22 protein-coding genes are annotated in these 21109 nt (G+C 70.0%); 14 read left to right on the top strand and 8 right to left on the bottom strand.

Translation table 11 applies throughout. The annotated features are described in order from the left end of the window. Positions 1-184: 184 nt before the first annotated feature. The 5 genes from ALA01S_RS24925 (at position 185) to ALA01S_RS24905 (ending at position 6043) form a co-directional block, all read left to right on the top strand. Positions 185-1192, top strand: a complete 1008-nt coding sequence (locus ALA01S_RS24925; protein ID WP_066342016.1) for a TRAP transporter substrate-binding protein — start codon at positions 185-187, stop codon at positions 1190-1192. A 74-nt stretch (positions 1193-1266) separates the two neighbouring features. Next, entirely contained in the window at positions 1267-2154 is an 888-nt protein-coding gene (locus tag ALA01S_RS24920) for a shikimate dehydrogenase (protein WP_066342015.1), read from the top strand. A gap of 154 nt (positions 2155-2308) precedes the next feature. Then, positions 2309-4216, top strand: coding sequence for a bifunctional sugar phosphate isomerase/epimerase/4-hydroxyphenylpyruvate dioxygenase family protein (locus ALA01S_RS24915; RefSeq protein WP_066342014.1), 1908 nt, complete (start codon positions 2309-2311; stop codon positions 4214-4216). A 250-nt stretch (positions 4217-4466) separates the two neighbouring features. After that, positions 4467-4973, top strand: coding sequence for a gluconokinase (locus tag ALA01S_RS24910; protein ID WP_066342013.1), 507 nt, complete (start codon positions 4467-4469; stop codon positions 4971-4973). 71 nt (positions 4974-5044) lie between these two features. Next, complete coding sequence (locus tag ALA01S_RS24905) at positions 5045-6043, top strand: TRAP transporter substrate-binding protein (protein WP_066342017.1); 999 nt, start codon at positions 5045-5047, stop codon at positions 6041-6043. Positions 6044-6061: 18 nt separating this feature from the next. Here ALA01S_RS24905 and ALA01S_RS24900 read toward each other — a convergent pair whose 3' ends face one another. The 3 genes from ALA01S_RS24900 to ALA01S_RS24890 form a co-directional block, all read right to left on the bottom strand. Further along, positions 6062-6382, bottom strand: coding sequence for a YnfA family protein (locus ALA01S_RS24900; RefSeq protein ID WP_066342012.1), 321 nt, complete (start codon positions 6380-6382; stop codon positions 6062-6064). A 46-nt stretch (positions 6383-6428) separates the two neighbouring features. Continuing rightward, complete coding sequence (locus ALA01S_RS24895) at positions 6429-6980, bottom strand: molybdopterin-dependent oxidoreductase (protein ID WP_066342011.1); 552 nt, start codon at positions 6978-6980, stop codon at positions 6429-6431. Positions 6981-7056: 76 nt separating this feature from the next. Then, on the bottom strand, positions 7057-7455 hold the full coding sequence (locus ALA01S_RS24890; protein WP_066342010.1) for a GreA/GreB family elongation factor: 399 nt from the start codon (positions 7453-7455) through the stop codon (positions 7057-7059). A gap of 531 nt (positions 7456-7986) precedes the next feature. Here ALA01S_RS24890 and ALA01S_RS24885 point away from each other — a divergent pair. From ALA01S_RS24885 to ALA01S_RS24870, 4 genes are all read left to right on the top strand, one after another. After that, the gene (locus ALA01S_RS24885; protein ID WP_066342009.1) at positions 7987-8955 is read left to right on the top strand and encodes a DMT family transporter; all 969 of its coding nucleotides are present in this window, start codon (positions 7987-7989) and stop codon (positions 8953-8955) included. 132 nt (positions 8956-9087) lie between these two features. Beyond that, entirely contained in the window at positions 9088-11601 is a 2514-nt protein-coding gene (locus ALA01S_RS24880; protein ID WP_238455940.1) for a TonB-dependent receptor, read from the top strand. A gap of 183 nt (positions 11602-11784) precedes the next feature. Next, positions 11785-13305 carry a histidine kinase gene (locus tag ALA01S_RS24875; RefSeq protein WP_066342007.1) on the top strand — a complete coding sequence of 507 codons (1521 nt, stop codon included), beginning with the start codon at positions 11785-11787 and terminating at the stop codon, positions 13303-13305. After that, entirely contained in the window at positions 13302-13940 is a 639-nt protein-coding gene (locus ALA01S_RS24870) for a response regulator (RefSeq protein WP_066342006.1), read from the top strand. The genes ALA01S_RS24875 and ALA01S_RS24870 overlap by 4 nt, the downstream gene beginning before the upstream one ends. A gap of 17 nt (positions 13941-13957) precedes the next feature. Here the strand turns inward: ALA01S_RS24870 and ALA01S_RS33490 are convergent, their stop codons facing one another. From ALA01S_RS33490 to ALA01S_RS24860, 3 genes are all read right to left on the bottom strand, one after another. After that, entirely contained in the window at positions 13958-14281 is a 324-nt protein-coding gene (locus ALA01S_RS33490) for a hypothetical protein (RefSeq protein WP_157119268.1), read from the bottom strand. A gap of 37 nt (positions 14282-14318) precedes the next feature. Beyond that, positions 14319-14705 carry a nuclear transport factor 2 family protein gene (locus ALA01S_RS24865; RefSeq protein WP_238455941.1) on the bottom strand — a complete coding sequence of 129 codons (387 nt, stop codon included), beginning with the start codon at positions 14703-14705 and terminating at the stop codon, positions 14319-14321. A gap of 119 nt (positions 14706-14824) precedes the next feature. Further along, positions 14825-15280 (bottom strand): tautomerase family protein, encoded by a 456-nt coding sequence (locus ALA01S_RS24860; protein WP_084267915.1) that lies wholly within the window; start codon positions 15278-15280, stop codon positions 14825-14827. Positions 15281-15402: 122 nt separating this feature from the next. On the opposite strand from ALA01S_RS24860, the gene ALA01S_RS24855 reads away from it, so the two are divergent. Continuing rightward, the gene (locus tag ALA01S_RS24855; RefSeq protein ID WP_066342004.1) at positions 15403-16383 is read left to right on the top strand and encodes a LysR family transcriptional regulator; all 981 of its coding nucleotides are present in this window, start codon (positions 15403-15405) and stop codon (positions 16381-16383) included. Between the two features lie 57 nt (positions 16384-16440). On the opposite strand, the gene ALA01S_RS24850 is transcribed toward ALA01S_RS24855, so the two are convergent. Then, positions 16441-17010 carry a helix-turn-helix domain-containing protein gene (locus ALA01S_RS24850; protein ID WP_066342003.1) on the bottom strand — a complete coding sequence of 190 codons (570 nt, stop codon included), beginning with the start codon at positions 17008-17010 and terminating at the stop codon, positions 16441-16443. 15 nt (positions 17011-17025) lie between these two features. On the opposite strand from ALA01S_RS24850, the gene ALA01S_RS24845 reads away from it, so the two are divergent. Together ALA01S_RS24845 and ALA01S_RS24840 are read left to right on the top strand one after the other, a co-directional pair. Then, positions 17026-17955 carry a DMT family transporter gene (locus ALA01S_RS24845; RefSeq protein ID WP_066342002.1) on the top strand — a complete coding sequence of 310 codons (930 nt, stop codon included), beginning with the start codon at positions 17026-17028 and terminating at the stop codon, positions 17953-17955. Between the two features lie 33 nt (positions 17956-17988). After that, complete coding sequence (locus ALA01S_RS24840) at positions 17989-18852, top strand: HTD2 family dehydratase (RefSeq protein ID WP_066342001.1); 864 nt, start codon at positions 17989-17991, stop codon at positions 18850-18852. A 34-nt stretch (positions 18853-18886) separates the two neighbouring features. Here the strand turns inward: ALA01S_RS24840 and ALA01S_RS24835 are convergent, their stop codons facing one another. Next, entirely contained in the window at positions 18887-19696 is an 810-nt protein-coding gene (locus ALA01S_RS24835; protein WP_066342000.1) for an IclR family transcriptional regulator domain-containing protein, read from the bottom strand. Between the two features lie 149 nt (positions 19697-19845). Here ALA01S_RS24835 and ALA01S_RS24830 point away from each other — a divergent pair, with 149 nt between their 5' ends. Continuing rightward, entirely contained in the window at positions 19846-20694 is an 849-nt protein-coding gene (locus ALA01S_RS24830) for a shikimate dehydrogenase family protein (RefSeq protein ID WP_066341999.1), read from the top strand. A 45-nt stretch (positions 20695-20739) separates the two neighbouring features. Further along, positions 20740-21109: TRAP transporter substrate-binding protein DctP (dctP, locus tag ALA01S_RS24825; protein WP_169806003.1), on the top strand; the 370-nt coding region annotated here is incomplete at its 3' end.

Raw genomic sequence — 21109 nt, 5'->3', positions numbered from 1 at the left:
ACAGTTCATCGTCATGTTCCTGATGGTGTTCTTTCCCTCCATCGTCATCGTCCCGGCGCGCTGGTTCGCCAATTGAGCGTTGAGCGTGCAACGGCCGGCGCCTGCCCAGGCGCCGGCCCTGTCAGCCCGAGATTTCCTTGAAGCGTTGAGCGCTTTCCCCTAACAAGTCCAGGAGACCCTCTCCATGAAGTTCGCCCGTCGTTCCCTGGTGGCCATGGCTGCCGCCGCCCTGCTGCCCGTGATGTCCCACGCCGCGGACATCAAGGAGCACACCATCAAGTTCGCGTTCCAGAACCCCAAGGAGCATCCGCAGGGCCAGGGCGCGCAGAAGTTCGCCGACCTGGTGTCGCAGAAGTCCGGCGGCAAGATCACCGTGAAGCTGTTCCCCGGCGGCACTTTGGGCGGCGACGTGCAGACCGTCTCCGCGCTGCAGGGCGGCACGCTGGAGATGACGGTGCTCAATGCCGGCATCCTGCAGTCGCAGGTCAAGGAGTTCGCGGTCTACGACTTCCCCTTCCTGTTCAACACCGCGCAGGAGGCCGATGCCGTGACCGACGGCGCCTTCGGCAAGAACCTCTTCGCCAAGCTGGAGCCCAAGGGCCTGGTGGGCCTGAACTACTGGGACCTGGGCTTCCGCGACCTGACCAACAGCAAGCGCCCCGTGGGCAAGGCCGAGGACATCGCAGGGCTGAAGATCCGCGTCATCCAGTCGCCCATCTACATCGACCTCTTCAACGCGCTGGGCGCCAACGCCACGCCCATGCCCTTCCCCGAGGTGTACCCGGCCCTGGAGCAGAAGGCCATCGACGGCCAGGAGAACCCGGCCACCGTCATACGTGCCAACAAGTTCAACGAGGTGCAGAAGTACCTCACGCTCACGCACCACATCTACAACACGCAGGCCGTGATCGTGAGCAAGAAGTTCTGGGACAAGCTCACCGCCGACGAGAAGGCCCTCATCACCGACGCCGCCGCGCAGGCCACCACCTTCCAGCGCGGCATCTCGCGCACCCAGGCCGACGTGGCGCTGGACGACCTGAAGAAGGCCGGCATGCAGGTCACCGAGCTGCCCGCCGCCGAGGTCGCCAAGCTGCGCGCCAAGGTGAAACCCGTCATCGACAAGCAGACCGCCGTGGTTGGCGCCGACACGCTCAAGGCGCTCAACGCCGAGATCGCCAAGGTCCGCAAGTAAGCCGTGCGCTTTGAGGGGCGGCCTCGGCCGCCCCTTTTCTTTGCCTCATTCCCCTTTTGACGCAGTACCCCGCCATGTCCTCCTCCTCTCCCATCACCTTTCCGAACGACAAGCTGCTCGTGGGCCTGATTGGCGCGGGCATACAGCGCTCGCTCACGCCCGCGATGCAGGAGGAGGAGGCCCGCCACCACGGCCTGCGCATGCACTACCAGCTCATCGACCTGGACGTGACGAAGTCCGGCCCCGAACTGCTGCCCACGCTGCTGGCCGCCGTGCGCACCATGAGCTTCGCGGGGCTGAACATCACCTTCCCCTGCAAGCAGGCCGTGATTCCGCTGCTGGACGAGCTCTCCGACGAGGCCCGCGCCATGGGCGCCGTCAACACCGTGGTGCACCGCGACGGCAAGCTCATCGGCCACAACACCGACGGCTCCGGCTGGTCCTGGAATTTCCAGCGCGCGCTGCCCGACGCCGACCTCTCCCGCGTGCTGCTGCTGGGCACGGGCGGCGCGGGCTCGGCCATCGCCCACGCCGCGTTGCGCATGGGCGTGCAGGAGCTGCGCCTCTATGACGTGGACCCGGCACGTGCCCAAGCGCTGGCCGCCGAGCTCAACCGCTTCTACGGCGCCGGCCGCGCCGTGGCCGTGGCCGAGATCGCCGGCGGCATCGCCGACGCGTCCGGCCTCATTCACGCCACGCCCATGGGCATGGACAAGATGCCCGGCCTGCCCCTGGCCGAGGGATTGCTGCGCCCCGAGCTGTGGGTGTCCGAGGTCGTGTACTTCCCGATCGAGACCGCGCTGCTCAAGGCCGCCCGCGCCAAGGGCTGCCGCACGGTGGACGGCGGCGGCATGGCCGTGGGCCAGGCCGTGGGCGCCTTCAAGCTGTTCACGGGCCGCGAGCCGGACGCCGCGCGCGTGGACGCGCACTTCCGCCGGCTGCTGGCCGAGCGCGCGTCCTGAGGCTGTTCTTTCCATTCACACAAACAGCCTCGTCACACCCGCGAAAGCGGGTGTCCACGAATACCGGGCTGCAGCCCGGCCGGCGTGGACGCCCGCTCCCCGCCCGCGCGGGGACAGGCCCCGCGGGCATGACGGGGTGAGGAGCTTCCCGCCCATGCGCCGATCCATCGCCACGGTCTCTCTCTCCGGCACGCTGCGCGACAAGCTGCAGGCCATTGCCGCCGCGCGCTTCGACGGCATCGAGCTGTTCGAGCCGGACTTCACCACCGCGCGCATGTCCGCCGCGGAGATGCGCCAGCGCTGCGACGACCTGGGCCTCAAGGTCGAGCTGTTCCAGCCCTTCCGCGACTTCGAGGGCATGCCCCAGGCCGCCTTCGAGCGCAGCCTGGCGCGCGCGGAAGTGAAATTCGACCTGATGGAAGCCCTGGGCTGCCCCATGGTGCTGGTGTGCTCCAACACCTCGCCGCTGGCGCTGCCGGATGCGCAGCTCGCCGCCGAGCAGCTTCATCAGCTCGCCGAGCGTGCCGCGCGGCGCAACCTGCGCATCGGCTTCGAGGCGCTGGCCTGGGGCCGCCACGTCAACAAGTGGCGCCAGGCCTGGGACATCGTCCAGCGCGCCGACCACCCGCACCTGGGCCTGATCGTGGACAGCTTCCACACGGCCTCGCTCAAGGACAGCCCGCAGGGCATCGCCGACGTCGGCGAAAAGCTGTTCTTCGTCCAGATGGCCGACGCGCCGCTGATGGGCCTGGACGTCATCGACTGGGCGCGCCACCACCGCAACTTCCCCGGCCAGGGCCAGTTCGACGTGGCGGGCTTCTTCGAGCAGTGCGTGCGCGCCGGCTACAGCGGGCCGCTGTCGCTGGAAATCTTCAACGACGTCTTCCGCGCCACGCCCAACCGCCGCATCGCCGTGGACGCCATGCGCTCGCTGCTGTGGCTGGAAGGCGAGGTCCGCCACCGCCTGGAGCAGGCTCCGGCCGAGGACGCCGCCGCGGCGCGCGCCCTGCAAAGCCAGGTGCTGTTCGACCCGCCGCCCGTGCCCGCCTTCAAGGGCATCAGCTTCATCGAGTTCGCGGTGGACGGCACGCATGCCGAAAACCTGGGCCAATTGCTGCGCACGCTGGGCTTCAGCTTCGCGGGCCGCCACCGCTCCAAGGCGGTGACGCTGTTCCGCCAGGGCGGCGTGAACCTGGTGCTCAACCAGCAGGCCACGCCGGCGGCGCGCGAGCGCTTCAGCCTTCAAGGCCCCTCGGTGTGCGCGCTGGGCTTGCGCACGGACGACCCGGCGGGCGCACTCAACCGCGCCACCGCCCTGCAGTCCGCCCGCTACGACGCGCCCACGGGCACGGGCGAGCAGCGCCTGCCTTCGATCGTGGCGCCGGGCGGCATGGTCATCCACTTCGTGGACGACGCATTGGGCGAGAGCGGGCTGTTCGAGAAGGATTTCATCCTGGAGGCCGAGGCGGCCGACGGCGGCGCCGGGCTGCAGTCGCTGGACCACCTGGCCGTCGGCCTGACCCCCGACCGGCTGGACACCTGGGTGCTGTTCTGCCGCGCCGTGCTTGGGCTGGACGCGGGCGACGCCGTGAAGTTCGCCGACCCCTTCGGCCTGATCCGCAGCACCGGCATGGCCGACGCGGCACGCCGCCTGCGCCTGGTGCTCAACATGAGCATGAGCGAGCGCACGCGCATGGCGCAGGCCGCACAGGCCAGCGGCGGCGTGGGCGTGCAGCACATCGCCTTCGCCAGCGCCGACCTGCTGGCCTCGGTGGCCAGGCTCAAGGCCGCGGGCGTGCGCCTGGTGCCCATCTCCGACAACTACTACGACGACCTGCCCACCCGCTTCGAGCTGGATGCGGCCTTCGTCGAGCGGCTGCGCGCCGCGGGCGTGCTCTTCGACCGCAGCCCCCAGGGCGACTACCTCCACGCCTACACCGAGGGCTACGCGGGCAGCGGCTTCTTCTTCGAGCTGGTGCAGCGCTTGGGCGCCTACGACGGCTACGGCGCCGTCAACGCCCCCGCGCGCATGGCCTCGCAGGCGCAGGAAGAGCAGCAGTAAGGGCCGCCGCCGGTGCGGCACCAGGGGCACAGCCAGCTTCCCTAGGCCAGCCCCGGGGCCGCGCTCTTCGCGCGGCCCGCTTCACGCCTCAGGGAAAGTACGGGAACACAGCCCGGGCGGACCTTCCTAAGATAGCGCTATCCCGCGATCAAAGATTTCGGGGCGTTTGGCAGCAGGTTTTGCCCCGCCGACGCGGATTGATCCCTCAATGCCGCGTCAATTTTTTAGCCATTTGGGACAGCGCTATCCAATGAGTTTTTCTGTGGTTGTGATGGGCGTGGCCGGTTGCGGCAAATCCAGCCTGGGAGCCGCGGTGGCGCAGGCCGAGGGGCTGCCGCTGGTGGAAGGCGACGATTTCCACAGCGCCGAAAGCCGCCGGAAGATGGCCCAGGGCATCCCGCTGACCGACGACGACCGCCACGGCTGGCTCACCGAGCTGGGCCGCCAGCTTCAAGCGCATGCCCAGGGCGTGGTGCTGACCTGTTCCGCCTTGAAACGCAGCTACCGCGACCAGTTGCGCGCGGCCGTGCCGGGGCTGCGCTTCGTCTTCGTGGACATCAGCCGCGAGGACGCCTTGGCCCGCGTGGCCGGCCGCGGTGCCGGCCACTTCTTCCCGTCCACGCTGGTGGATAGCCAGTTCGCGACGCTGGAGTCGCCCGTGGGCGAGGCCGGCGTGCTGCGCGTGGAGGCGGCATCGCCTTTGCAGCAGTTGCAGCGGCAGGTCAGCGGCTGGCTGCACGGCAAGGCGGCCGATTGAAAAACCTGCCGGGCCCGTCCTTCATTGCCGACAACGGGCCTTTCCATTCCACACACAAGGAAGCTTTCCGCATGAAAACCCGCTCCCTGCTCCTGGCCGCGGCCGTGATGGCTGCGCTCGCCGGCCCTGCTTCGGCGCAAAAAGTCCTGAAGGTCGGCGTTGGCCTGAGCGAGGACCATCCGCAAGGCATTGCCGTCAAGAAGTTTGCCGAGCTGCTGTCGCAAAAGACCGGCGGCAAGCTCACCGCCAAGCTCTACGCCAGCGGCTCGCTGGGCAACGACGTGACCATGATCTCCTCGCTGCGCGGCGGCACGCAGGAGATGACGGTGCCCGACAGCTCCACGCTGGTGAGCCTGGTCAAGGACTTCGGCGTGATCAACCTGCCCATGGTGATCCAGAACGAGAAGGAGGCCGACGCGCTGCTGGACGGCCCCTTCGGCCAGAAGCTGCTGGACAAGTTGCCGGAGAAGGGCCTGGTGGGCCTGGGCTTCTGGGAGAACGGCTTCCGCCACGTCAGCAACAGCCGCAAGCCCATCACCAAGGCCGACGACTTCGCGGGCCTGAAGATCCGCGTCATCCAGAACCCGCTGTTCATCGACACCTTCAACACCCTGGGCGCCAACGCCGTGCCCATGCCTTTCACCGAGCTGTATTCGGCCATGGAGCAGAAGGCCGTGGACGGGCAGGAGAACCCGCTGGCCACCATCCTGGCCAGCAAGTTCTACGAGGTGCAGAAGCACACGGTGCTGGACAAGCACATCTACAGCGCCTGGGTGCTGCTGCTGTCCAAGAAGACCTGGGACGGCTTCACGCCTGAAGAGAAGAAGGCCGTGCAGGAGGCCGGGCGCGAGGCGACGTTGTTCGAGCGCAAGACCATCCGCGCCTTCAGCGAGCAGGCCCTGGCCGAGCTGAAGAAGCAGGGCATGCAGGTGACGGAGCTGCCCGCGGCCGAGCAGGCGCGCATGAAGGAGAAGCTGCAGCCCGTGGTCGCCAAGTTCAGCAAGGAATTCGGCGAGGACACCGCGAAGTCCATGTTCGCCGAGCTGGAGAAGGTGCGCGGCCAGAAGTGACGCGCCGCCGGCCGGGGCTCAGCGCCCCGGCTGGAAGGCGATGAGGGCCATGCCGGCCAGCGCCACCGCCGCGCCGGCCACGTCCCAGGCCGTGGGCCGCACCTGGTCCACTGCCCACAGCCACGCCAGCGCCACGACGATGTACACGCCGCCGTAGGCGGCATAGACGCGGCCGGCCGCCGTCTCGTGCAGCGTGAGCAGCCAGGCGAACAGCGCCAGGCTCAGGCCGGCGGGCAGCAGCAGCCACGCCGTGCGGCCCTGCTTGAGCCACAGCCAGGGCAGGTAGCAGCCCACGATCTCGGCCAGCGCCGTGGCGACGTACAGAAGAAACGTTTTCATGCGGCCATGATGGCTGCACTGCCGCCCCGCCCTGCCTCACGCCCTTTCAGCGCCGCACGATCACGGCGCAGAGGTTGCGCACGTGGCGCGGACCCGGGCGCAGGTCGGCGAGCGAGCGCAGCGCCAGCGGGCCGGCGGCGGCGTCCAGCGGCTGGCCGTCCTGCGTGGCGATGACGATCACCTGCTCGCCTACCGTGGTGTTGAACAGCTCGCCCCAGGTGAAGACGGCGCGGTAGTTGTCGGTGGCAACGGCCTCCACCACGGCCACGCGCGCGCCGCGGTCGCGCGCGGCGTCCAGCCCGGCGCGGGTGAGCAGCTCGCGCAGCAGCACGCCGCCGTAGGCCAGGCGCCGCTCGTCGGCGGTGCCGCTGTTGCTGGTGACGCTGCTGGTGACGGACTGGCGCTGCGTCAGCGTGGCCTGCGGCAGCGCGGCCAGTGCGGCGGCGTCCAGCGCGAGCGTGGCGGGGCCCGCGCCCTGCACCGTCAGCAGCGTGCCGGCCGCGCGCGGCGAGGCGTCGCCGGGGCAGGCCTGGGCCAGCGCCAGGCCGGGGGCGGCGGCCGCGAGGGCCAACAGGGCAATCTTCTTAAGGGCGGGCATGCGGTTCTCCGTGGCGCAACGGCCGCCATCATCGGCCAGCCGCCGCCCTCCCCGTCTGCGCCCTTCCCGCACCGACCTACAGCGTGTAGATCCCGCTGGCCTCGGGCTGGAACTCGATCGCCTCCACCCGCGCCGCCCCTTCCCAGCCGCCGGGCAGCCGCCAGCGCGCCACGTCGCCCACGCGCAGGCCCAGCACGCTCATGCCCACGGGCGAGAGCACGGAGACGAAGCCGCGCGCCGGCTCGGCGTCGGCCGGGTAGCACAGCGTCAGCGTGAGCGCCTGGCCGCCGTCCAGGTCGGCCAGGCGTATGCGCGAGTGCATGGTGACCACGTCGGCCGGCACCTCGCGCGAGGGCGTGAGCTCGGCCTCCTCCAGCACGGCGGCCATGGGGTGGGTGTCGAGGTGGATCAGGCGGCCCAGGCGGCGGTGGTCCAGCTCGGTCAGGGTGCGGTCTTCGGCGGTGAGGATGTTCATGGGTGCTCCCGTGGCGGGGCCGGACGCGCACGCATGGCGTGGCGGCGTCCTGGCCGGTGCGCTGTGTGCGGGGGGCCCGCCGGTCGGCGTTGCGCGGATGAAGGAGAGGCTTGGGACCGGCGGGCTCAACGGGGTGCGGCCGGCTGGCGGCCCGCTGCCGTTGGGCGGCAGCGCGCAAGCGCACCGCCGCCGGGCAGCGGTGTGAGCGTCTTGCGGGTGGAGGGCCGAACATCCATGGGCAGCGAGCTTAGGCAAGAGGTCAATCCGCAGGCAAGTGAGGGTGCATTGGGCGTGAGCCTGGGGCCTTGCCGTTGCGCCCGCTGCGGTGTCGGCGCGGCCTGTAACCCACAGGCCTTGCCCAGGTCAACCCAGGCGCACACCGGGTCGGCCGCCTGGGGCCATTGCCGCCCTGGGCTGCCGGCACGCGCGGCGCGGCCGACAATCGCCATCCCCCAAGCCCCTGCGCCGGCCCTGGGCGCAACGGTTGCTTCGGCAACCGGTATCGCCGCTGGCCGCCTCTCCCTTGCTTTCATGACCTGTGCCGTATCCACGCGGCCCGCGCCTTTGGCCGCGGGCCTGTTCACCCAGCCACGCGCCGTGTTCCTGCTGGCCCTGCTGTGCTGCCTGCTTTGGGGCAGCGCCTACCCGGCGATCAAGAGCGGCTATGCCCTCTTCCACATCGCCGCGGGCGACCTGCCCTCGAAATTCGTGTTCGCCGGCTGGCGCTTCCTGCTCGCGGGCGTGGCGCTGCTGGCGCTGGCCGCCTGCCTGCGCAAGGACGTGCTGGGCCCCGTGCGCCGTGACGCCGGTGCGCTCGCGGCCCTGGGCTTCGCGCAGACCACGGTGCAGTACGTCTTTTTCTACATCGGCCTGGCCTACACCACGGGGGTGAAAGGTTCCATCCTCAACGCCACGGGCGTGTTCTTCAGCGTGCTGCTGGCGCATTTCATCTACCACAACGACCGCCTCACCGGCCGCAAGCTGCTGGGCTGCGTGGCCGGCTTGGCGGGCGTGATGGCGGTGAACTTCAAGCCCGGCGCGCTGGACTTCGAGTTCACGCTGGCCGGCGAAGGCTGCATCGTCATCGCCGCCTTCGTCCTCTCGGCCGCCTCCATCTACGGCAAGCGGCTGTCGCAACGCATGGACGCCATGGTCATGACGGGCTGGCAGCTCGCCATGGGTGGCGCGCTGTTGCTGCTTCCCGGCTACGGGCTGGGTGGCGGGATCAGCGGCTTCACGCCTGCCTCCACCGCGCTGCTGCTGTACCTGGCGCTGCTGTCCTCGGTGGCGTTCGCGCTGTGGAGCCTGCTGCTCAAGCACAACCGGGTGAGCCTGGTCACGGCCTTCACCTTCCTGATCCCGGTGTTCGGCGCGCTGCTGTCGGCGCTGTTCCTGGACGAAAGCATCCTGGAATGGAAAAACGTCCTGGCACTGCTGCTGGTGTGCCAGGGCATTCGCCTCGTGACGCGCGAGGAGTCGGCGGGCAAGCCCTCCCGCTGAGCGCTTCGCAGCGCGCCGGGCAGGCTCCCGGACACGGCGGCGCAACTCAACTCGGGAAGTTTTCCCGATGCCGGCCCCTGTCCCCGTTTGTAGATTCCGCACCCAAGCAGATCACAACAAATGGAGACAAACGTGCGCCATGCTTCCCTCGGGGCCGTCAGGCCCAAGGCTTACCCATTGCCCATGGCGCTGTGCGCCGCCGGGCTGCTGTCGCTGCCCCTGGCCGGCCAGGCACAGGAAGCGCCGACGCAGCGGGTGGAGGTGATCAGCACCGTGCCGCTGCCCGGCCTGGCCCAGCCCAGGAACCAGGTGCCGGCCCCAGTGCAGACCGCCACCGACGCCGACCTCGAGCGCAGCCGCTCGCGCGACCTCTCGGAGTTCATGAACCGCAACCTGGGCGCCGTGCACGTCAACGAGCTGCAGGGCAATGCGCTGCAGATGGACGTGAACTACCGCGGCTTCACCGCCTCGCCGCTGCTGGGCACGGCGCAGGGCCTGTCGGTGTACGTGGACGGCATGCGCGTCAACCAACCCTTCGGCGACGTGGTGAGCTGGGACCTGATCCCGCGCGGCGCCATCGACACCATGACGCTCATCCCGGGCTCCAACCCGCTGTTCGGCCTCAACACCCTGGGCGGCGCGCTGTCCATACAGACCAAGAGCGGCCTCACGCACCCGGGCACCACCATCGAGGCCGTGGTGGGCTCCAACAAGCGCCGCGAGCTGGAGCTGCAGCATGGCGGCGCCAACGACAAGGGCCTGCACTGGTTCGGCCTGGCACACCTGCAGCGCGACGACGGCTGGCGCGACGACTCGCCCACCGACGTGAAGCAATTCTTCGGCAAGCTGGGCTGGAAGGAAGGCCGCACCGGCCTGGACCTGAGCCTGGCGCACGCCAACAACGATCTCCACGGCAACGGCCTGCAGGAGCAGCGCTTCCTGGCGCAGGACTGGAACAGCGTCTACACCAAGCCCGACATCACCCGCAACCGCGCCACGCAGGCCAACCTGCAGGCGCAGCACGAGACGAAGGACGGCGTGGTCTTCTCCGGCAACGCCTACGCGCGGCGCATACGCACCAGCACCTTCAACGGCGACATCAACGAGGACGCGTTGGACCAGTCCGTCTACCAGCCCAGCGCCGCCGAGCGCGCCGCGCTCACGGCCGCGGGCTACACGGGCTTCCCGACCGCGGGCGCCAACGCCGCCAACACGCCCTTCCCCAAGTGGCGCTGCATTGGCCAGGCGCTGCTCAACGACGAGCCGGCCGAGAAGTGCAACGGCGTCATCAACACCACCGAGAGCATGCAGCGGCAGTTCGGCTTGGGCGGGCAGGCGGCCATTCCCGGCGAGATCGCCGGGATGCGCAACCGCTTCACCGTGGGCGGCGCCTACGACCACAGCCGCGTGGACTTCCGCCAGGGCTCGGAGCTGGGCTACCTCAACCCGGACCGCAGCGTCACCGGCGTGGGCGCCTTTGGCGACGGCGGCGTGACCGGCGGCGACGTCGACGGCGAGCCCTACGACACGCGCGTGGACATTCACGGCCGCACCACCACCTGGAGCGCCTGGAGCGCCGACACCCTGTCGCTGCAGGACAACCTGCACCTCACGCTCTCCGGCCGCTACAACCACACCCGCGTCGAGACCACGGACCGCATCCACGCCGCGGGGGACCCCGCCTCGCTGGCCGGCGACCACCGCTTCAACCGCTTCAATCCGGCCGTGGGCCTGACCTGGTCGCCTACCGCCAGCCTCAACACCTACGTGGGCTACAACGAGGGCAGCCGCACGCCGTCGGTGATCGAGCTGGGCTGCGCCAACCCCGACCAGCCCTGCAAGCTGCCCAATGCCATGGCGGGCGACCCGCCGCTCAAGCAGGTCGTGACCAAGACCTGGGAAGCGGGCCTGCGCGGCCAGCAGGGCACGCTGCGCTGGCGCGCGGGCGTGTTCCGCGCCACCAACAACGACGACATCCTGTTCGTCTCCAGCAGCGCCAGCGGCTTCGGCTACTTCAAGAACTTCGGCCAGACCCGCCGCCAGGGCTTGGAGCTGGGCGTGAGCGACCGCGTTTCGCAGCTCACCTGGTCGGCCAACTACACCTACCTGGACGCCACGTTCCAGAGCGCGGAAACCGTGGACGGCTCCGGCAACTCCAGCAACGAGGCCGCCGCCGGGGGCGCGCCGGGTGAAGAGGGCAGCATCCAGATCCGCCCCGGCGACCGCATTCCGCTGGTGCCCCGCCACGTCTTCAAGCTCGCCGCCGACTACCGGCTGTCGCAGCAGTGGAGCGTGGGCGCCAGCATGCTGGCCATCTCCGGCTCCATCGCCCGCGGCAACGAGAACGGCCAGCACCGCCCCGACGGCACCTACTACCTCGGCGAGGGCCGCAGCGCCGGCTATGCCGTCTTCAACCTGGGCACGACTTTCGAGCCCAGCGAGAAGGTGTCGTGGACGCTGCAGGTCAACAACCTCTTCGACAAGCGCTACGCCACCGCGGCGCAGTTGGGCGCCACGGGCTTCAACGCCGCCGGCGGCTTCCAGGCGCGGCCGTTCGCGCCCAACAACGACCCGCTGTTGCACGCCACGTTCTACGCCCCGGGTGCCCCGCGCACCTTCTGGCTGGGAGTGAAGGTCGCGCTCTGACGTCTCCTGGAGCGCATGCACGTCCGTGAGTGGGACGTGTTTCTTCCCGCGGGCACCCCGCTCGCAGCCTTTGTTCGGAAGGTGCGGGGCTGCCCACGGGAATTTTTGTTTGCAGCAGCCATAGTCACGCCTGGCGGGCCAGGGCGCGCCCGCATCACTGCTTTCCTGCCGTATCGACCGCTCATGCAAGCTCTGCACGCGCACTCCGGGGCGCTCCCGCCGGAACAGATTCCCGACCCGAGGGGCGCCGCCGCCGCGCCGCTGCCCATGGACTTGCCGCGCCTGGTGATGCGCCGCGCGCTGGCCGTGGCGCTGGGCGCCTTGCTGCTGTCGCTGGTGCTGGGCCTGCTGCGCGCGCGGGAGGACACGCGGCGCGAGATGGAGGGCTCCTTGTCGCTGGTGCAAGTGGCCGCCACGCTGGCGGGCATCGCGGCGCAGGACGACGCCACGGCCCTGGCCGCCCTGCGCGCGCTGCCGGGCCTGCGCCACGTGCGGCTGGTGGTGCAGGACGCCGCCGGCCGCCCCCTGCCCGGCCTGGACGGGCTGGAATCGCCGTCGGCCGGCTGGCTGGAAGGCATTGCCGGACTGCTGGGCCTGGAGGCCGCCGAGGCCACCGTGAGCTGGCGCGTGCCGCGGCCCGGCGGCAGCCACTGGACGGTGCGGTTGAGCGCCTGGCCCGACAGCGAGCTGCGCGAGGCGCTGGGCACCCTGGGGGGGAGCTTCGCGCTGCTGAGCCTGTGCTGCGCGCTGATGCTGGTGGTGATGCGCTGGAACGTGCGCCGCGCCTTTGGACCGCTGCAGTCGCTGCTGGCGGCCATTGCGGGCGTGCAGCGGCAGGACGTGGCCGGGGTGCGCGCCTTGTCGCCCATGCCCATACGCGAGCTGGAGGCGATCTCGCGCGCCCTGAAGCAGCTCGTGGCGGCGCAGGAGCAGTCCGAGGGCGCGCGGCGCGTGCTGGCGTTGCGGGTGCTGAGCCTGCGCGAGGACGAACGCCAGCGCCTGGCGCGCGATCTGCACGACGAGTTCGGCCAGCGCCTGACCGCGCTGCGCGTGGACGCGTCGTGGCTCACGCGGCGCCTGAGCGAGCTGCCCGCGCTGCAGTCCGTGGCCGCGGGCATGGGCGAGCAGGTGGCGCGGGTGCAGGACGACGTGAGGAAGCTGCTGGCGCGGCTGCGCCCGCAGGCCGTGGCCGCCGCCGGGCTGGACGGCGAGGCCGACGCGCCGCCCACGCTGGGCCGGCTGCGCCAGTTGCTGCAGGAGCTGTTGGACGGCTGGTGCGCCTCGCCCGCGGGCGAGAGCCGCCGCTATGAGCTGGCGCTGGACGGCGCGGTGGACGAGCTGCCGCTGCCGCCGGACCTGGTGATGGGCCTCTACCGCATCAGCCAGGAGGCGCTGACCAACGTGGCGCGCCATGCCGGCGCGACACGGGTGCGGCTGGCGCTGTGCGTCACGGGCGGCGCCGGCATGGGCGAGCCGCTGCGCGTGGACTGGAGCGTGGAGGACGACGGCCGCGGCCTGGACGATTTGCAGGCCGCGCTGCAGCGCGGCAGCGGGCTGGCGGGCATCAAGGAACGGGTGTGGGCGCTGGGCGGGGAGCTGGAGGCGGGCGCTGCGGCCCAGGGCGAAGCGGCCGGCACCGGGCCGGGCCTGCGGTTGCAGGCGCGCTTTGCGATCGAGAACGTTGCCGCCGAGGTGCAGCCGTGAGCGCGGGCGCCTTGCGCATTGGCTTGGTGGACGACCACGCCGTGGTGCGGGCCGGCTACCGGCGACTGCTGGAGCTGGAGGGCATGGCCGTGGCGGCCGAGTTCGCGGATGCGGACAGCGCCTATGCCGCGCTGTCGGCGGGCGAGGACTGCCCGGTGGATTTGCTGATCCTGGATTTGTCCCTGCCCGGCCGCAGCGGGCTGGAGCTGTTGAGGCGGCTGGCGGTGCGCCGGCCGGACTTGAAAGTGCTGGTGTTCACCATGCACGACAGCGCGGCCATGGTGTCGCAGTGCCTGCGCGCAGGCGCGGCCGGTTTCGTCACCAAGAGCAGTGCGCCGGAGGAGCTCATAGACGCCGTGCACCGCGCCTGGCGCGGCGAGCGCCCGCTGTCGGCGGACGTGGCGGGTTTCGTTGAATCGGGAAACGCCGTCGCGCCGCATTTGCAGCTTTCCACGCGGGAATTTGACGTCTTGCAGGCTTTATTGCGCGGCGACAGCGTGGATGAAATATCCCGGCAATTGAGGGTGAGCCCCAAGACCGTGGCCAATTATCAGACCCTGATCAGGCAGAAATTGGGGGTGGGGAATGCGGTGGAATTGCTCAAATATGCCAGGGAAAACGGGTTGATCGAGTGACGGGTGTGCGGCGTGCGTTACTTCACCACTCCGCTCGGGCAAACAACCTCCCCCGTCGCCTTGCGCGTGAAGCAAAGCCCGCTGGGTTTGTCTGACGTCGGTTTCTTGAATTGCGGTTGGGACGCCTTGTATTTGGCGTCTTCGTCTTGAGTATGTTTGTCAAATGCCTTGTCGGCTTCCTTGACTCTTTGTTGGCAATCGCTCCGTGCGTCCGTCGTCGGAAATTTATTGCAATCACCGGAATGCCGCTCCATGGATTTTAAAGCTTCAGGATAGGCCTGGGCGGAAAGAAGCGGCGCGGCGGTGGCCAAACAGGCCAGGATGTTTTTGATATTTTTCATAAGTCATTCAACGGAATTTCTAGAAATCCTCGGCAGTTTACGCTGCGGCCGGTGTTCCCTGATGGAAGAAAAGCTGCCATTGCGAGCCGGTTTTCAACCAGATGGAAGACCGCAATGCCGCTTGCGTCGAGGTGCCGTCGGCCGATTGATGCACCGAGCGGTAAGTCAGCAGCGCGCAGTTTTCCGCCAGCCAATGTGCTGCATAGTCTGCGGCCTCCAGCGCCGTGGGGCCGGGCAGCGTGGACAGGTAGTTGATCACCGTGTCGCGGGAATATCGCTGGCCTGAGCGTCCGATTTCATGGAAGCCGGGGTGCAGCAATTGTTCCAGGCGCTCGCGCGGGCAATCGACGCCCGGGTGGTGAAGCTCGGCTTCCAGCGCGCGGAGTTCTTCGGTCAGATTGGGAGCGTCGGGCATTTCGATCACATTCAAAAGTTTGTCGAATGATGACAGGCGGCCATCAGGTCGTCGAAATTGGCAGGATTGCCTTTCCTTCCGGAAATAAAACTCCGCGGTTCAGCCGGCCCACGCTTGTAGCCGGCATTTCACGAGGCTTGCTTGACGTTGCTCATGCCGTGTAGGGCCGGCAAGTACGGCGGCTCGACGGGGAGCGCGTCGCGGCGCGCCGCCTGCGTCAGGCCGTCGTAGCCCCAATCCCCCGCGGGCAACTCGCGCAGCGCGACGTACACGGGCGAGGCCAGCGGCCCAAGCACGTCGGCCAGCAGCGCATGCGCGGCGCCGATGAAGGCCGACTTCTCGGCCTCGCTGTTGGTGCCGGCGGTGATGAGCGCGTCCAGTTGCGCCAGCGGCCGGCCTCCGACCGCCAGCGCCGCGCCGCCCACGGACCACTGCGCGGCGCCGTGGTGCTCCACGGCGACCACCGTGAGGTCGGCGCGCTTGCCCAGCACGCCGGCCATCAGCGCCGTGGCGCGCTGCTGCAAGGCGGCCACTTGGGCCGGTGACGGGGTTGAACCAGCGATATGGATGCGCACGAGGGGCATGGCGAACTCCTGCCTGGGACAGGCCTGGGAATGAAAGACGAGTTCCCATGCTCCCAGGAAGCCGTCGCGGCTACTATCTCCGATTGCGCCAACTGAAAGTTTCCCCAGGGAGAACATCTGACATGGACAAGAGCCTGCTGGAGCAAATGGAGGACATGGCCGTCTTCACCATGGTGGTGGAGCAAGGCAGTTTTTCCGGCGCCGGCCGGCGGCTGGGCCTGGTGAAGTCGGCGGTGAGCAAGCGCGTGGACCGGCTGGAGCGGGGCTTGGGCGTGAAGCTGCTGCAGCGCAGCACGCGGGCACTGTCCATGACGGAGGCGGGCCAGGCGCTGCACGCGCGCACGCGGCAGTCCATGGGCCTGCTGGAAGAGGCGCGCAGCGAGCTGGCGCAGCTGCACCAGGCGCCGCGCGGGCTGCTGCGGGTGACGGCGTCGGTGGCCTTTGGCCGGCTGTGCGTGGCGCCGGCGCTGCCGGACTTCCTGGCCGCCTATCCCGAGGTGCGCGTGCAGCTCGCGCTGCTGGACCGCATGGTGGACCTGGCCGAGGAGGGCTACGACCTCGCGCTGCGCCTGACGCGCACGCCGCCGGACGCGGTGGTGGCACGAGCGCTCATGCCCATCCGCTACGTGGTCTGTGCCGCGCCCGCCTACCTGGCGGGCCGCACGGTGGCGCAGCCGCGCGACCTGGCGGCGCTGAACTGCCTCTTCTACGGCTACCAGGCGCAGACCGACGACTGGGCCTTCACCCGCGGTGCCGAACGGGAAACGGTGAAGGTGCGGGGCAACGTGATCGTCAACAGCAGCGAGGTGGTGCGCGACCTGGTGCTGGCCGGCGTCGGCGTGGGCCTGGTGGCCCGCTACGCGGTGGAGGCCGAGCTGCGCGACGGCCGCCTGGTGTCCGTGCTGCCGGACTGGACGGCGGCCGGCGCCTTCGGCCCAAGCGCCTGGGCGATGTGGCTGCCGCAGCCGCACCTGCCGCCCAAGATCAGGGCCTTCGTGGACTTTCTGGCGGCGCGGCTCGACGTGGCGCAGGCGCGGGAGGCCGATGCGGTTCAGCACCGCGGTTTATCGGCCCTGGGAATCTCGGTGGACAGCGCCGGGTGACGGGCGGCCGCTGCTTTTACGACGCCGGCTGCCGGAGCCCGCACGCCCAATCACCGCTCAAGCCACCACGTTCCGAATGAACTTCGTGACGCCCGCGAAGACGTTGCGGTACGCATAGGGCTGCGCACTGCTGTAGATGACGTAGTCGCCGGCCTTGACCGTCACCGGCCCTTCCTGCAGCTCGATCAGCAGGCACCCCTGCGTCACCACCACCATCTCATGCCAGCCCATGGGGTCGGGCTGGGCTTCGTAGCGATCGCCCTCGCCCAGGGACCAGGCCCAGAGCTGCGCCTCCCGCTGCGCCGGCACACTGCCCAGCAGCACGGCCTGGCTCTCACACGCCTGGCCACGCCACGCCACCGCATCGATGCGCTTGCTCTGCGCGTTGGGGTCGCTGACCAGTGCGACGAAGCTGGCGCCCAGCGCCTCGGCCAGCCGGTCCAGGCTGGAGAGGCTGATGTTGGTGTCCCCGCCCTCCAGGTTGACGATCATGCGCCGGCTGATCCCGGACGCCTGCGCCAGCGCGGTTTGGCTCATGCCCGTCTGGTGGCGCAGGCGGCGCAGGTTTTCACTCACGAAGGCCAGGACATCGGAGCGCGATTCAGGACTGCGCACTTTATTGCTCATATGATATTGCGCAGTATGCTGCACACCGCTTTGTTTCCCAGGAGTATGGCGCCGCGCCTGAGCCGCCAGGAGCTCGTTCTCATCGGCATCACGATGCTTTGGGGCACGACCTTTCTGATCGTGCACGAGGCCATGCGCCACAGCGGCCCGCTGTTCTTCGTTGGGCTGCGTTTCCTGACCGCGGGGCTGCTCAGCGCCCTGGTGTTCCGGCGGGCCCTGGCGGGCCTGCGCTGGCGCGAGCTGCGCGCGGGCATGGTCATAGGCGCGGCCATCTTTCTCGGCTACGGCCTGCAGACCGCGGGGCTGCAGACCATCAGCAGCAGCAAGTCGGCCTTCATCACCGCGCTGTACGTGCCCCTGGTGCCGCTGCTGCAGTGGGTCTTCATGCGCAAGGCGCCGCAGGCCATGAGCTGGGTGGGCATCACGCTGGCGTTTGCCGGCCTGGTGTTGCTGGCGGGTCCGGAGTCCGGCGGCCTGGGGCTGGGTCTGGGCGAGTTGCTGACGCTGCTGAGCGCCGTGGCCATCGCGGCGGAGATCATCCTCATCAGCCGCTACGCCGGCCGCGTGGACCTGCGCCGCGTCACGGCCGTGCAACTGCTCTCGGCCGGCTTGCTGTCGCTGCTGGCCATGCCCCTGGCCGGGGAGGCCGTGCCGGCGTTCTCGTGGGTCTGGCTGGCCGGTGCGGTGGGCCTGGGCGCGGCCAGTGCGTTGATCCAGCTCGCCATGAATTGGGCGCAGCAGTCGGTGTCGCCCACGCGCGCGACCATCATCTACGCCGGCGAGCCCGTGTGGGGCGGCGTGGTTGGGCGCCTGGCCGGCGACCGCCTGCCCGCCGCGGCGCTGCTCGGTGCCGCGCTCATCCTCACGGGCCTGGTCGTCAGCGAGTTGAAGCCTTCATCGTGGAAGCGCAGGCGCGAGCCCTGCGCCGCCGGCCAGGCGAAGTAGCCTGCGTCCCGTGCATGTTCTGGAGCCGCCGCCATGACCGAGCCTGATTCGCCCGCCTCCACCGTGGACCTCCCCGCGCTGCGCACCTGGATAGGCCGCGAGCACCTGGACGAGGACGAGCTGTCCGTGCGCCACGCCCGCCTCATGGCCGCCACGCTTGGGCTGGCGCAGCACGCCTTCAACGCCGGCACGCCGCTGCCGCCGCTGTGGCACTGGATTTACTTTCTGGAGGCGCTGCCGCCCGCGGAGCTGGGCCGCGACGGCCACCCGGCGCGCGGCGGCTTCCTGCCCCCCGTGCCGCTGCCCAACCGCATGTGGGCCGGCGGCGAGCTGGAGTTCCACCGGCCGCTGCACTTGGGCGCGAAGGTGCGCAAGCGCTCCACGGTGCGCTCCATCGAGCACAAGCGCGGGCGCAGCGGCGAGCTGGTCTTCGTCGCCGTGCGCCACGAGCTGCTGGACGGCGAGCACGTGGCCATCACGGAGACGCACGACATCGTCTACAAGCACCCCACCCCGGCGGGCGCGCGGCCGGCTGACGCCCCCGCGCTGCCCGCGGCCACGCACACGCAAGTGCTGGAGCCCACGTCCACGCTGCTGTTCCGCTACTCGGCGCTGACCTTCAACGGCCACCGCATCCACTACGACGCCGACTACTGCCGCGACGTGGAGGGCTACGAGCACCTCGTGGTGCACGGCCCGCTGCAGGCCACGCTGCTGGCCGGCCTGGCGCGGCGCCTGGCCGGCGGGCCGCTGCGGCGTTTCCGCTACCGCGGCCTGCGCCCGGCGCTGCTGGGCGCGCCGCTGACGCTCAACGCCGCGCCGGCCGGCGACGGGTTCACGCTTTGGACGGCGCTGGCCGACGGCAGCGTGTCCATGCTGGCGCAGGCGGGGGTGTGAAGCCGCGCGCGGCCGGCCTGCCGGGCCGAAGGCCTCAAATCAACCCCCGCAGCGTCTGCGCCGTCTCCAGCAGCGCCGGGAGCAGTTTCGAGTGGATCTGCGCGTCGTCCCAGAACTGCGCCTGCAGCGTCATGCCGACGCAGGCCTTGGTTTCGCCGCGCCTGTCCTTGAGCGGCACGGCCACGCCCACCAGGCCCGGGTCCAGCGCGCCGCGGGAGATCCAGCCGTCCTGCGCCCGCGCGGCGCGCACCTGCGCCAGGAACACCTCCGGCGCCGTCACCGTGCCGGCGCTGAAGCCGGCCAGGCCGTAAGCCGCGATCCAGGCCTGCAAGGCCTCGTCCGGCAGCGCTGCCAGCAGCACCGTGCCCGGCGCCACCACGTGCGCCGGCACCCGCGCGCCAGCGTGAAAGCCGATCGACACCACCCGCGGGCTGTTGCTGCGCGCGACATAGACCACCTCGTGCCCGTCCAGCACGCTCACGTTCACCGTCTCGCCCGTGGCCATGGACAGCCGCTGTATGAAGGGCATCACCAGGCGCGGCAGCCGCGCGGCGTCCAGGTAGCTCTGGCCCAGGCGCAGCACGCGTGGCGCCAGCCAGAAGCGTTTCCCGTCGGTCTCCGCATAGCCGAAGTGGCACAGGCTCAGCAGGTAGCGGCGCGCCGCCGTGCGCGGAATGCCCGTGCGCATGGACACCTCCGCCGCCGTCATGCGCGGGTGCTCGTCGTCAAAGCTCTCGATCACCACCAGCCCCCGGCCCAGGCCGGCGATCAGGTCGGCCGGGTCTATGGGAAAGCGGCTCGGGGCGGCGGCACCGGGGGCGGCATCGTGCTTGGGGTCAGGCATCAGTGAAAACCATGGATTCGTCCGTGAACCGGACAATGGTGTCCGATTGTCGGACATCTCACGCCAGGCGCCGCTGAAAATCAGGCTTGGCTGAACCTACAGTGCTTCCCGTTGCGCCGCCCCGGCGCGCCACAGGCAGTTTTCCTTCCATGCAGATTTCCGGTTCCACGCGCGTGTTCATGGTGCTGGGCGACCCCGTGTCGCAGGTGCAGGCGCCGCGCCTGTTCAACGCGCTGTTCGAGCGCCACGGGCTGGACGCCGTGCTGGTGCCCGCCCACGTGCGGCTGGAGGACAGCGCGGCCTTTGCGCGCGGCGTGCTGTCGGCGCGCAACGTGGACGGGCTGTGGCTGACCATCCCGCACAAGCCCGCGCTGTTGCCGCTGCTCTCGCGCTGCGACCGCGACGGCCGCCTCGCGCAGGCCGTCAACGCCGTGCGCCGCAGCGAGGACGGCAGCCTGGAAGGCGCCCTCTTCGACGGCCGCGGGTTCACCAAGGCGCTGGCCCACTTCGGCTTTGACGCCCGTGGGCGCCGCGCGCTGCTGGTGGGCGCCGGCGGCGCGGGTGCGGCCATCGCCGCCGCGCTGCTGGACACCGGGCTGCACACCCTGGCGCTGCACGACCTGGGCGATCGCGCCCAGCTGCTGGCGCAGCGGCTGCAGCCGCATGCGGGGGCCACGGCGGTGGTCGCCGCGGGCAACGACCCCGCGGGCTACGACCTCGTCATCCACGCCACCCCGCTGGGCCTGCGGCCCACCGACCCGCTGCCCTTTGACGTGCAGCGGCTGCGCGCCGATGCGCTGGTGGTGGACATCCTCATGAAGCCCTGCGACACGCCGCTCATGGCCGCCTGCCGCACGCGCGGCGTGCGCGTGGAGCCGGGTTTCGAGATGCTGGTGCAGCAGGTGCCCGACTACCTGAGTTTCTTCGGCATGCATGCCGCCGCCCAGGCGGTGCAGGCCGATCTTTCCGGCGTGCGCGCCCTGATACACGCGGGCTGAGAGCCGCCCGCTTTTTCCAGACCAAGACCCACAAGGAGACGACCCATGACCGCCTTCACTACCCCGCGCCGCACCCTGCTGGCCGTTGCCCTCGCGGGCGCCGCGCTGCTGAGCCTTTCCGCCCAGGCCGCCGACATCCAGGTGCGGACCATCAAGTTCCCCGCGGCCAGCAACAAGGGCCATCCGCAGGTCATGGGCGTCGAAAAGTTTGCCGAGCTGGTCGCGCAGAAGAGCGGCGGCAAGTTGACGGTGAAACCTTTCCCGGGCGGCGCGCTGGGCCCGGACGCGCAGGTGGTGTCGGCCATGCAGGGCGGCACGGTGGAGATGAACGTCATGAACGCCAGCCTGCTGGCGGGCAACGTCAAGGAAATGGCGGTCTTCGACTATCCCTTCCTGTTCGGCAACGTGAAGGAGG

It is taken from the genome of Azohydromonas lata NBRC 102462, from assembly GCF_001571085.1.
Taxonomy (GTDB): domain Bacteria; phylum Pseudomonadota; class Gammaproteobacteria; order Burkholderiales; family Burkholderiaceae_C; genus Azohydromonas; species Azohydromonas lata.
Note: the sequence above shows the minus strand (reverse complement) of the source record. Positions and strands in the feature narration are given on the sequence as shown.

Excerpts from the sequence above, each read along its gene's own strand:
- ALA01S_RS24925 (WP_066342016.1), top strand. The coding sequence starts at position 185 with ATGAAGTTCGCCCGTCGTTCCCTGGTGGCCATGGCTGCCGCCGCCCTG.
- ALA01S_RS24920 (WP_066342015.1), top strand. The coding sequence starts at position 1,267 with ATGTCCTCCTCCTCTCCCATCACCTTTCCGAACGACAAGCTGCTCGTG.
- ALA01S_RS24915 (WP_066342014.1), top strand. The coding sequence starts at position 2,309 with ATGCGCCGATCCATCGCCACGGTCTCTCTCTCCGGCACGCTGCGCGAC.
- ALA01S_RS24910 (WP_066342013.1), top strand. The coding sequence starts at position 4,467 with ATGAGTTTTTCTGTGGTTGTGATGGGCGTGGCCGGTTGCGGCAAATCC.
- ALA01S_RS24905 (WP_066342017.1), top strand. The coding sequence starts at position 5,045 with ATGAAAACCCGCTCCCTGCTCCTGGCCGCGGCCGTGATGGCTGCGCTC.
- ALA01S_RS24900 (WP_066342012.1), bottom strand. The coding sequence starts at position 6,382 with ATGAAAACGTTTCTTCTGTACGTCGCCACGGCGCTGGCCGAGATCGTG.
- ALA01S_RS24895 (WP_066342011.1), bottom strand. The coding sequence starts at position 6,980 with ATGCCCGCCCTTAAGAAGATTGCCCTGTTGGCCCTCGCGGCCGCCGCC.
- ALA01S_RS24890 (WP_066342010.1), bottom strand. The coding sequence starts at position 7,455 with ATGAACATCCTCACCGCCGAAGACCGCACCCTGACCGAGCTGGACCAC.
- ALA01S_RS24885 (WP_066342009.1), top strand. The coding sequence starts at position 7,987 with ATGACCTGTGCCGTATCCACGCGGCCCGCGCCTTTGGCCGCGGGCCTG.
- ALA01S_RS24875 (WP_066342007.1), top strand. The coding sequence starts at position 11,785 with ATGCAAGCTCTGCACGCGCACTCCGGGGCGCTCCCGCCGGAACAGATT.
- ALA01S_RS33490 (WP_157119268.1), bottom strand. The coding sequence starts at position 14,281 with ATGAAAAATATCAAAAACATCCTGGCCTGTTTGGCCACCGCCGCGCCG.
- ALA01S_RS24860 (WP_084267915.1), bottom strand. The coding sequence starts at position 15,280 with ATGCCCCTCGTGCGCATCCATATCGCTGGTTCAACCCCGTCACCGGCC.
- ALA01S_RS24855 (WP_066342004.1), top strand. The coding sequence starts at position 15,403 with ATGGACAAGAGCCTGCTGGAGCAAATGGAGGACATGGCCGTCTTCACC.
- ALA01S_RS24850 (WP_066342003.1), bottom strand. The coding sequence starts at position 17,010 with ATGAGCAATAAAGTGCGCAGTCCTGAATCGCGCTCCGATGTCCTGGCC.
- ALA01S_RS24845 (WP_066342002.1), top strand. The coding sequence starts at position 17,026 with ATGCTGCACACCGCTTTGTTTCCCAGGAGTATGGCGCCGCGCCTGAGC.
- ALA01S_RS24840 (WP_066342001.1), top strand. The coding sequence starts at position 17,989 with ATGACCGAGCCTGATTCGCCCGCCTCCACCGTGGACCTCCCCGCGCTG.
- ALA01S_RS24835 (WP_066342000.1), bottom strand. The coding sequence starts at position 19,696 with ATGCCTGACCCCAAGCACGATGCCGCCCCCGGTGCCGCCGCCCCGAGC.
- ALA01S_RS24830 (WP_066341999.1), top strand. The coding sequence starts at position 19,846 with ATGCAGATTTCCGGTTCCACGCGCGTGTTCATGGTGCTGGGCGACCCC.